The organism is Crossiella sp. SN42, assembly GCF_023897065.1.
Taxonomy (GTDB): domain Bacteria; phylum Actinomycetota; class Actinomycetes; order Mycobacteriales; family Pseudonocardiaceae; genus Crossiella.
The window spans coordinates 33,469-43,843 of record NZ_JAMHIV010000025.1; the positions used below are offsets into that span (position 1 = coordinate 33,469).

The following is a 10,375-nucleotide window of genomic DNA, read 5'->3' on the forward strand; positions in this document are numbered from 1 at the left end:
TAGCCAGGCGCGTGCTCGCGCCCACGTCAGAAGGGGACACGGTGCCGGAGGAAGAGCAGCGGCCCGGCCCGCGGTCAGAGCAGACGACGGTGTTGTCCGCCCCGCAGCCGGTAGACGAGCCCACGGCCGAGGACGGGACGCCCGCCAACGGGCTGGACCCGCACACCGAGCAACTCGCCGCGGGCGCTGACCAGCACACCCGCCCGATGACGACACCGGAGCCGACGGCCGCCGCCGAGCCGGAGCCCGAGGCCGAGACCCCGAGCGCGGACCCGGCGCCGCGCAGTGACGACAAGCCGGCGGAGCAGTCCGACCCGGCCCCGCAGAGCGCGCCAGAGCCACCCGCGGCCGAGGCGGAGACCTCGAACCGGGGCAAGAACGCGCCGCCGCCCAACCCGCCGGTGCAGCCCGAGCCGCTCACCAGGGGTCTGTTCGCGCCGATCCGGCCCGCCGAGGCGAGCCAGTCGTACCCGTCGGCCGCGGAACTGACCTCGCCGAGGGGCCTGCCGCCGCAGTCGCTGGGCGCCCCGCGCGGCACCGAGGCCCAGGGATCGGGGACGCAGGGACCGGGGACGCCGCCGCGGGGCATGGAGCACCAGGGGCAGGGCTTCCCGGCTCAGGGCCAGGGTGCCCCGGCCCGGGGTGCTGACGGCCAGGGTGCCTCGCCGCGCGGCTTCGAGGGGCAGGCAGCGCAGGCCCGCGGCCCAGAGGCGCCCGCGCCGGGCATGCAGGCCCGCGATCCGGAAGCACAGGGACCGGGCACGCCGCCCCGTGGCCAGGAGACCCGGGGAACGGGCATGCCGTCCCGAGGCTTGGACACGCAGGGGCCTGGCACACCGTCCCGAGGTCTCGAAGCACAGGGACCTGGCACGCCTTCTCGCGGTGCGGAAGCACAGGGATCTGGCACACCGTCGCGCGGCTCGGAGGCTTACGCATCGGGCATGCCGTCTCGCAGCCCGGAGGCGCACGCGCCGGGCACGCCATCCCGCGGCCAGGAAGCGCCCGCGCCGGGCACACCGCCCCGAGGCCAGGAGACGCATGCCCTGGGCACGCCCTCTCGCGGTCAGGAGGCACAGGGATCAGGCACACCGCCCCGTGGCCTGGAGGCGCAGGGGCCGGGCACGCCGCCCCGCGGCCAGGCAGCGAACGGACCCGGCACGCCGCCTCGGGGTTTCCCCGGCGAGGCCCCCGGCACCCCGCCGCGCGGCTTCCCGCGCCAAGGCCCCGGCACGCCGCCCCGTGGCTTCCCGAACCAGAGCACCCCGCCCCGTGGTTTCCCGAGTCAGCCCGGCACCCCGCCGCCCGGGTTCGACGCGCTGAACCAGGGCACCGGCACGCCGCCGCGCGGTTTCGACAACCCCGCCCAGGGACCCGGCACCCCGCCTCGGGGACAGGCCCGGCCGCAGGGGCGGAATGTCGACGCGCCGACGCAGGCCATTCCCGGGCGGTCCGCCGAGCAGCCGACGCGGCAGATCGAGCAGCCGACGCAGTCCATTCCCCGGCCGCTGGGCGCGGGGCGGCAGCCCGATCCGGAAGTCGACACGGTGCGGATTCCCAAGATCGGCGCCGCCACCTCCTTCCTGCCTGCTCCGGTGCCGGAGGAGGAGGCGACCGTGGTCGCCGCGTTGCCGCCGACGCCGCCTGGCGGGGACGGGGACGGGTTCTCCGACGGGGCCGATGACGAGCGCAAGAGCAAGCGCAAGCGGCGGACGATCATGGGTGTGGCGGCCGCGTTCGGGGTGTTCGGGCTGCTCTACGGGGTTGACCTGCTGTTGTCCCAGGGCAATGTGCCGCGTGGGGTGGCCGTGGCCGGGGTGGACGTCGGCGGGCTGGACCGGACCGCGGCCGAGGCCAAGCTGCGCCAGCAGATCGAGCCGCGGCTGACCAAGCCGGTGACCGTGCGGGCAGGCGATGTCGAGGCCAGCGTCAACCCGCAGGAGGCCGGGCTGACCCTGGACTGGCCGGCCACCCTGGACCAGGCAGGCGCGCAGCCGCTCAACCCGCTCACCCGACTGTCCTCCTTCTTCGGCACCAGGGACGTCGGCGTGGTCACCCGAGCCGACGGGCCCAAGCTGACCTCCGCCATGGAGGGCCTGCGCGGCAAGACCGACCGGGAGCCGGTCGAGGGCACGGTGCGCTTCCAGGGCGCCAAGCCGGTGCCGGTGGACCCGAAGACCGGGCAGAAGCTGGACATCGAGAAGGCCAGCGCGGCCATGGTCGCCGACTGGGCCGACGGCAAGGTGGTCGAGCTGCCGGTCAGCGCCAGCCAGGTCAAGAGCACGCCGGACTCGGTGCGCAAGGCGCTGGAGGAGATCGCCAAGCCCGCGGTCTCCGGGCCCGTGGTGGTGCAGGGCGAGGGCAAGAACGCCAACCTCACCCCGGCCGCGATCGCCAGCGCGCTGAAGTTCGAGGTCGACGAGGGCGGCAACCTGACGCCCAAGCTGGACAGCGCCAAGGTGGCCGAGGCCGCCAAGCCGCAGCTGGCCTCCACCGAGAAGCCGGGCAAGGACGCCACCTTCGTCATCGAGGGCGGCAAGCCGGTGGTCAAGGAGTCCGTGGACGGCCGCGGCGTGGACTGGGAGAAGACCCTCACCGGGCTGCCAGAGGTGTTGCGCCGCACGGACAACCGCACCATCAAGGCCGAGTACGGCGACCAGCCCGCCAAGCTGACCACCGAGCAGGCCAACCAGCTGGGCATCAAGGAGATGATCAGCCGGTTCGAGACCAAGGGCTTCGCCCCCGACTCCGGGCAGAACATCCGCCGGGCCGCCGAGCAGATCAACGGCGCGGTGGTCAAGCCGGGCGAGACCTTCAGCCTCAACGCCCGCACCGGCCCGCGCAACGAGTCCACCGGCTACGTCGAGGCCGGCATCCTCGAGCACGGCCTGCCCGGCCGCGGCGTCGGCGGCGGGGTGTCCCAGATGGCCACCACGCTCTACAACGCCGCCTACTACGCGGGCATGGTCGACGTGGAGCACAAGGAGCACAGCAACTACATCAGCCGCTACCCGGCCGGCCGGGAGGCCACGGTCTTCCAGGGCCCCAGTGGTCAGAGCCTGATCGACGTGAAGTTCAAGAACGACACGAAGACCGGCATCTACATCCAGACCATCTGGACCAACGGCTCGATCGCCGTGCAGCTGTGGGGCACCAAGACCTACGAGGTGCAGGGCCAGGAAGGCCAGCGCACCAACGTCACCCAGCCCAACACCCGGCACGTCACCGACAAGCCGGACTGCAAGCCCAGCGGCGGCCTCGAGGGCTTCACCATCACCGACACCCGCACGATAAAGGATCTGGCCAGTGGCAAGACCCGCACCGAGCGGCGCACGGTGACCTACAAGGCCCAGGACAAGATCATCTGCGGGCCGCCGACGCCCTGACTAGGCCATCCGGCCCGTTTCGCGGTACTTCCGCGTGGACACCCGAGAGCAATGGTGTCCACGCGGAGTGCTGAAGAGGGCAAGCGGTGGGTGGTGCGGCTCGGCCGGATCGGCGCGGTGTGCTTCGGGATCGTGCACCTCGTGGTGGCTTGGCTGGCCATCCAGGTCGCCGTCGGCGACAGCGCCGGTGAGGCGGACCAGAAGGGCGCGCTGGCCTCGGTGGCCGAGCAGCCGCTGGGCGGTGTGCTGCTGGTCGTGCTGGCCGCCGGACTCGGCTTCTTCGCGGTGTGGCAGTTCCTGGTCGCGGTCAGCGGCCACGGACTGCGGGCCAGCAAACGGGTTTCGGCCGCCGCGCACGGGTTCGCCGGCGCGGTGCTGGCCGTGGTCTCGGTGCAGCTGCTGGTCGGATCCGGGACCCAGCAAGGAGATCAGAGCCAGCAGGAGATCACCGGCTGGCTGATGTCCTTGCCGGCCGGGCCTTTCCTGGTCGGACTGCTCGCGCTGATCGTGCTCGGTGTGGGCGTGGCGGCCGCGGTCAAGGGCATCCGCAAGTCCTTCACCGAGGACCTCGACCTGGCCAAGCTGCCGCACGGCACCCAGCGGCTGACCGTGCGGCTCGGCCAGACCGGGTACGTGGCCAAGGGCGTGGCCTACGGGGTGGTCGGCGTGCTGATCGGCCTGGCCGCGATCAACCACGACCCCAAGCAGGCAGGCGGCCTGGACGCCGCGCTGCGCACGCTGGCCGCCGCCGACTACGGTCCCTACCTGCTCGGCCTGGTCGCGCTGGGCGTGGCCGCCTTCGGCGTGTACTGCTTCGCCGAGGCCCGCTGCCACCGCACCTGAGCCCGGACGTGCAGCGGGGCCGCGAGGGAGTCCCGTCGCGGCCCCGACAGCGTCAGGTGGTGGAAATCAGAACGCGGCCACGTCCAGGTCCATCAGCCCGTTGTCCGTGGTCTCCACGATCTTGCGGCGAGCGGTCAGCTCGGGCAGCACCGACTTGGCGAAGAACGAGGCCGCGGCCAGCTTGCCCTGGTAGAAGGCCTGGTCCTTGGCCGGGACCGAGCCGCCGTCCAGCGCGGTGATGGCGATCTCGGCCTGGCGCAGCAGCTGCCAGCCGACCAGCAGGTCGCCCGCGCTCATCAGCAGCCGGACCGTGTTCTGGCCGACCTTGTAGGTGTTGCGCGGGTCCTCCTGCGCGGTGGTCAGGAAGCCGATCATCGCGCCCAGCATGCCCTGCACGTCCTCCAGGGCGGTCTTGAGCAGCGCGCGCTCCTCCTTCAGGCGGCCGTTGCCGACCTCGGAGTCCAGCGTCTTCTGGATCTCGCCCGCGATGAAGCCGAGCGCCTGGCCCTTGTCCCGCACGATCTTGCGGAAGAAGAAGTCCAGGGACTGGATCGCCGTGGTGCCCTCGTACAGGGTGTCGATCTTGGCGTCCCGGATGTACTGCTCGATCGGGTAGTCCTGGAGGAAGCCGGAACCGCCGAGGGTCTGCAGGGACAGCGCGAGCAGCTCGTAGGCGCGCTCGGAGCCGACACCCTTGACGATCGGCAGCAGCAGGTCGTTGACCCGCTCGGCCAGCTCGGTGTTCTCCTCGGCGATGATCAAGTCCTGGAAGGTCGCGGTGTAGAGGTACACCGCGCGCAGGCCCTCGGTGTAGGCCTTCTGCAGCATCAGGATCCGCCGCACGTCCGGGTGGTTGGTGATGGGCACCCGGGGCGCGGTCTTGTCCAGCATCTGGGTCAGGTCGGCCGACTGCACGCGCTCCTTGGCGTAGTCGCGCGCGTTGAGGTAGCCGGTGGACAGGGTGGCGATCGCCTTGGTGCCGACCATCATCCGGGCGTACTCGATGACCTGGAACATCTGCGCGATGCCGTCGTGCACCTCGCCCATCAGCCAGCCCTTGGCAGGCACCCCGTGCTGGCCGAAGGTCAGCTCACAGGTGGTGGAGGCCTTCAGGCCCATCTTGTGCTCGACGTTGGTGACGTAGACGCCGTTGCGCTCGCCCAGCTCACCGGTCTTGGTGTCGAAGTGGAACTTGGGCACCAGGAACAGGCTCAGGCCCTTGGTGCCTGGCTTCGGCTCGATGCCGGGGCCCTCGGGGCGGGCCAGCACCAGGTGCATGATGTTCTCGCTGAGGTCCTGCTCGGCGGAGGTGATGAACCGCTTCACGCCGTCCAGGTGCCAGCTGCCGTCCTCCTGCTGCACGGCCTTGGTGCGCCCGGCGCCGACGTCGGAACCGGCGTCCGGCTCGGTCAGCACCATGGTCGCGTTCCAGCCCCGGTCCAGCATGAGCTGGGCCCAGTGCCGCTGCTCCTCGGTGCCGTTGCGGTGCACGATGGTGGAGAAGCTGGGGCCGGTCAGGTACATGAACACGGCCGGGTTGGCGCCGAGGATCAGCTCGGCGGCGGCCCACTGCACGGTGCGGGGCAGGCCGTAGCCGCCCTGCTCCTCGGGCAGGAAGAGCTTGCCCCACTCGCCGTCCTGCAGCGCGTTGTAGGAGGCCTTCAGCGACTCCGGCAGGGCCACCGAGTGCGTCTTCGGGTCGAACACCGGCGGGTTGCGGTCGGCGTCGGCGAAGGAGTCGGCCAGCGGGCCGGTCGCCAGGTTGTTCAGCTCACTGAGAATCCCGCGCGCGGTGTCCTCATCCGCCTGGTCGAAGGGCGCCTTGCCCAGGCGCTCCTGGATCTTGAAGACCTCGAACAGGTTGAACTCGAGGTCGCGCAGGTTGCTCTTGTAGTGGCCCATCTCGTCGCTCCCGTGTTGTGCGGGGTGCTGGCCTTCCGGGCCGGTCCCCTACTGGCCGGTAACAACAGAGTATTACCTGTGAGTAACCCGCAGCAAGCGGGATTGGTCACCCTTCTGGAGGTAACAGAGTTAGTGACCGGGATCACCTACACCGTGGCTCGGGTCAGCGTGGCCATCCGCACGCCCATGCCGACCAGCACCAGGCCGCTGACCTGGTCCAGCCGGGCCCGCACCACCGGCTTGGACAGCACCCGGCGCACCGTGCTCACGGCCAGCACCACCAGCCCGTACCAGCCCGCGCTGATGGCCATCTGCACCACGGCCAGCACCGCGGTGCCGGTGAGCACCGAGCCCTCCGAGGGCAGGAACTGGGGCAGCAGGGCGAGGTAGAGCGCGGCGGCCTTGGGGTTGGCCAGGTTGGCCAGCAGTCCCGCCCGGTAGGCCGACCACAGGCCCTTGGGCCGGTCACCGGCGGCCAGGTCGGCCTGCGCCGCCCGCAGGTGCCTGCGCGAGCGCAGCAGGGTCTGCACGCCGAGGAAGCACAGGTAGGCCGCGCCGGCCACCTTGAGCACGACGAAGGCCACCTCGGAGGTGCGCACCAGCGCGGTCAGCCCGAGCGCGGAGGCCGCGGCCCAGAACACCAGGCCGCTGGTGTTGCCCGCGATGGTGGCCAGCCCGGTGGTGCGGCCGGCGCGCAACGCCTGGTTCACGATCACCGCCAGCGAAGGGCCGGGGGCGATCACCACGGCGAGGCAGGTGAGCACGAACGGCCAGGTCACAACGTCCATGCGAGCAGTCTCGTCCGCAAGTGCCCGAGTGGGCGAGATTCACGGTGCCTTATCACATTCCCGTTCACATATCTGATCATTAGTCACAGGTGTGACTCGGTTCATGAGAAATCATTCCGTAACCCAAGGGTGACCTCGTAAGACGGATCACAACTGAGGACCGCTCCCTGTGGCGGGTACTGATCCTGGAGGTGTCATGGGCACCCTCGACTGGCTTGTGGTCGGCGGGTACTTCTTCGTGATGGTCGGGATCGGCTGGTGGTCGCGCGGCCGGATCGCCAACGTCGTCGACTTCTTCACCGCCGGCGGCAAGATGCCGTGGTGGCTCTCCGGCATCTCGCACCACATGTCCGGCTACAGCGCGGTCATGTTCGTGGCGTTCGCCAGTGAGGCCTACCGGCTCGGCCTGACCGTCTACGTCTGGTGGGCGCTGACCATCGGCATCGGTATCGGCATCGGGGCGTTCCTGTTCGCCGCGCGCTGGAACCGGCTGCGGTCCAAGCACGGGGTGGCCTCGCCGCTGGAGTACCTGGCCCGGCGCTACAACGTGCCCGCCCAGCAGCTGATGGCCTGGTCCGGCTCGGTGCTCAAGGTGGTGGACATCGCGGCCAAGTGGTCCGCGGTGGCGATCCTGCTGCGCGGCTTCGCCGGGGTGCCGATCTGGGTCGGCATCCTGGTCGTCGGCGTGGTCACGATGATCTACTCGGTGATGGGCGGCCTGTGGGCCGACGCGCTCACCGACTTCGGCCAGTTCATCATCCAGGGCGCGGCAGGCATCGTGATGTTCGTGGCGGTGGCCGCGCACTTCGGCGGCCTGCAGTTCATGTGGGAGATCTGGGACAAGCTGCCCGCCGCCAACAGCGAACCGCTGCGCGAGCCGTACACCGCCACCTTCTTCATGGCGCTGTTCGTGATCAAGACGCTGGAGTACAACGGCGGCATGTGGAACCTGGCGCAGCGCTACATGGCCGCGCCCTCGGGCCGCGAGGCCAAGCGCTCGGCGATCCTGTCCGCGGTGCTGTGGCTGGTGTGGCCGCTGATCCTGTTCTTCCCGATGTGGGCCGCGCCGCTGATCGTGCCGGACCTGCTCAACGCCGGGGACGCCTACATCGAGCTGGGCAAGGTCATGCTGCCCGCGGGCATGATCGGCCTGGTGCTGGCCGGGTTCTTCTCGCACACCATGGCGATGGTCTCCTCGGACGCCAACGTGATCACCGCGGTGATCACCAGGGACATCCTGCCCAGGATGTGGAAGGGCGCGCGGCGGTTGACCGAGGCCGCCCAGCTGAAACTGGCCAGGATCACCACGTTCAGCTTCATCGGCCTGAGCATGCTGATGGCGGTCTCGCTGGACACCAACGGCGGCGTGCTCAAGGTGGTGGTGGACCTGGTCGCGGCCACCATGGGCCCGATCGCGGTGCCGCTGATGCTGGGCATGCTGCCCTGGTTCCGCCGGATGGGCCCGACCGCGGCGATCTCCTCCACCCTGGGCGGTCTGAGCGTGTGGGCGGTGCTCTACATCTCGCAGCAGACCGGGGTCGCGGTGGCCAAGGAAGCCCTGGTCGCCTATCCGCTGCTGACCTCGCTGGTGCTGTTCCTGGTGGTCGGCCTGGTCAAGCCGGAACGCAGCACGCAGCGTGACGAGCTGATCGACTCGTTGAGCAGCGACGAAGCGGACAAACCGACCGAACCGGAAACCGTGCGCGCCAGGGCGTGACTATTTCCGGCCCCTAGCCGGTTTACCGGGCACCTCGATCCGCCTGATGGTGGACCGGGGTGCCCCTCTGGTCTGACGAAAGCCACTACCATGTGCGGTCGACATCAACTGGTTGAAGGCGCAGGATCTTCACATGGCTTTCCTACAGGTCTCATCGGACCCAGAGCTGTTCGGCGGCGTGCCCATCGTCACCGGCACCAAGGTCCCGGTCGCCTCCGTGGTCGCGCTGGTCTGCGAGGGCCGTACCGCGGAGGAGATCGTGCAGAAGTACCCGGAACTGGAGATCGGCGACGTCGACCTCTGCCTCGAATTCCAGCGCGGCGGAGCACACTGAATTCCTCTCCGTTCCGGGACCGTAATTAGTCACGCCGGTAGGTTCAAGACCATTTTCTCTGTGGCGAAAATGTGTCCAACGCCATATCCGGTAGGTATGGTCACGCTCCGTGGTCGCCACGACTTCAGCCCGCGGCGACCACGGATTCGGAATCTCCGAAGCTTCCGTCTGGTGCATTGACGCCCCAGTGACCCCCACGCACACTGGCGCTGTGGCCCTTCAGCAGATCTCCCACGATCCGGGAGTAGGAAACGGCGTCCCGTTCGTCACCGGCACCAACGTCGCGGTCGCGGTGGTCAACTCCCTGTTGGCCGAGGGACTCTCACCAGCCGAGATCGTCGCCCGCCACCCCAGCATCACCCTTGAGGACGTCGACGCCTGCAGCGAGTACGCCCGCAACGGCGGCCGCTGACCCGCAACCCCCTGGCAGACAACAGAAAGGCCCGGATCTCCAAAGATCCGGGCCTACTCGTACGAACCCACCCCACCCCACCCGACCCCGCAAGCCCAGCCACCCAACCAACCAGGGGGTCCGGGGGCCACCCCCGGCTGGGGTCCGGGGGCTCGGCCCCCGGTGTGAATGCGAAACGCCCCGGCGAGCTGAAAAGCGAGCACACCGGGGCGGAAGTGGAGCGGGTGACGGGAATCGAACCCGCCTCTACAGCTTGGGAAGCTGTCGTTCTACCAATGAACTACACCCGCGTGATCGTGCGTTGCCGAGCATACAAGATGGCGGCCCGGTTGTGTCCAGTTGGGGCCGGATAGGCTGGGGCCGTGCTCCTCAGTGACAGCGACCTGCGCAAGGAGGTCGAAGCCGGTCGGCTCAACCTCGAACCGTACGACGTCGGCATGGTGCAGCCCTCCAGCATCGACGTCCGGCTCGACCGGTTCTTCCGGGTGTTCGACAACACCAAGTACACCCACATCGACCCGTCGTTGCAGCAGGACGAGCTGACCTCGCTGGTGGAGAAGGAGGACGACGAGGCCTTCGTCCTGCACCCCGGTGAGTTCGTGCTCGGTTCCACGCTGGAGCTGGTCGGCCTGCCGGACGACCTGGCCGGGCGGCTGGAGGGCAAGTCCTCGCTGGGGCGCCTCGGCCTGCTGACGCACTCCACCGCGGGGTTCATCGACCCGGGCTTCAACGGGCACATCACGCTGGAGCTGTCCAACGTGGCCAACCTGCCGATCACCCTGTGGCCGGGGATGAAGATCGGCCAGCTCTGCCTGTTCCGGCTCAGCTCGCCTGCCGAGCACCCGTACGGCTCGGCCGCGGCCGGCTCCCGCTACCAGGGGCAGCGCGGCCCGACCCCCTCGCGGGCGTACCTCAACTTTCACCGGGGCACCACAAAGCGGTAGTCCGGTTCCCCTCTTTGGTGGAACGCCGGGCGTGGCCGGGTGGTGAAACCGC

General features: G+C 69.8%; 8 protein-coding genes and 1 tRNA gene. 6 read left to right on the forward strand and 3 right to left on the reverse strand.

Annotation, left to right across the window (positions count from 1 at the left end; translation table 11 throughout):
- Positions 1 to 41 precede the first annotated feature (41 nt).
- Complete coding sequence (locus tag M8C13_RS28130) at positions 42 to 3,383, forward strand: VanW family protein (protein WP_252483735.1); 3,342 nt, start codon at positions 42 to 44, stop codon at positions 3,381 to 3,383.
- A gap of 54 nt (positions 3,384 to 3,437) precedes the next feature.
- Positions 3,438 to 4,226, forward strand: coding sequence for a DUF1206 domain-containing protein (locus tag M8C13_RS28135; protein ID WP_374213178.1), 789 nt, complete (start codon positions 3,438 to 3,440; stop codon positions 4,224 to 4,226).
- 66 nt (positions 4,227 to 4,292) lie between these two features.
- On the opposite strand, the gene M8C13_RS28140 is transcribed toward M8C13_RS28135, so the two are convergent.
- Together M8C13_RS28140 and M8C13_RS28145 are read right to left on the reverse strand one after the other, a co-directional pair.
- On the reverse strand, positions 4,293 to 6,128 hold the full coding sequence (locus M8C13_RS28140) for an acyl-CoA dehydrogenase (RefSeq protein WP_252483737.1): 1,836 nt from the start codon (positions 6,126 to 6,128) through the stop codon (positions 4,293 to 4,295).
- A gap of 146 nt (positions 6,129 to 6,274) precedes the next feature.
- On the reverse strand, positions 6,275 to 6,916 hold the full coding sequence (locus M8C13_RS28145) for a LysE family translocator (RefSeq protein ID WP_252483738.1): 642 nt from the start codon (positions 6,914 to 6,916) through the stop codon (positions 6,275 to 6,277).
- Between the two features lie 196 nt (positions 6,917 to 7,112).
- On the opposite strand from M8C13_RS28145, the gene M8C13_RS28150 reads away from it, so the two are divergent.
- The 3 genes from M8C13_RS28150 (at position 7,113) to M8C13_RS28160 (ending at position 9,379) form a co-directional block, all read left to right on the forward strand.
- Positions 7,113 to 8,633, forward strand: coding sequence for a sodium:solute symporter family protein (locus tag M8C13_RS28150; RefSeq protein WP_252483739.1), 1,521 nt, complete (start codon positions 7,113 to 7,115; stop codon positions 8,631 to 8,633).
- Between the two features lie 133 nt (positions 8,634 to 8,766).
- On the forward strand, positions 8,767 to 8,967 hold the full coding sequence (locus M8C13_RS28155; RefSeq protein ID WP_252483740.1) for a DUF433 domain-containing protein: 201 nt from the start codon (positions 8,767 to 8,769) through the stop codon (positions 8,965 to 8,967).
- 211 nt (positions 8,968 to 9,178) lie between these two features.
- Entirely contained in the window at positions 9,179 to 9,379 is a 201-nt protein-coding gene (locus M8C13_RS28160; protein ID WP_252483741.1) for a DUF433 domain-containing protein, read from the forward strand.
- A gap of 216 nt (positions 9,380 to 9,595) precedes the next feature.
- Here M8C13_RS28160 and M8C13_RS28165 read toward each other — a convergent pair.
- Positions 9,596 to 9,669 (reverse strand) — tRNA-Gly (locus M8C13_RS28165).
- Positions 9,670 to 9,741: 72 nt separating this feature from the next.
- On the opposite strand from M8C13_RS28165, the gene dcd reads away from it, so the two are divergent.
- Complete coding sequence (gene dcd, locus M8C13_RS28170) at positions 9,742 to 10,323, forward strand: dCTP deaminase (RefSeq protein ID WP_252483742.1); 582 nt, start codon at positions 9,742 to 9,744, stop codon at positions 10,321 to 10,323.
- Positions 10,324 to 10,375 lie beyond the last annotated feature (52 nt).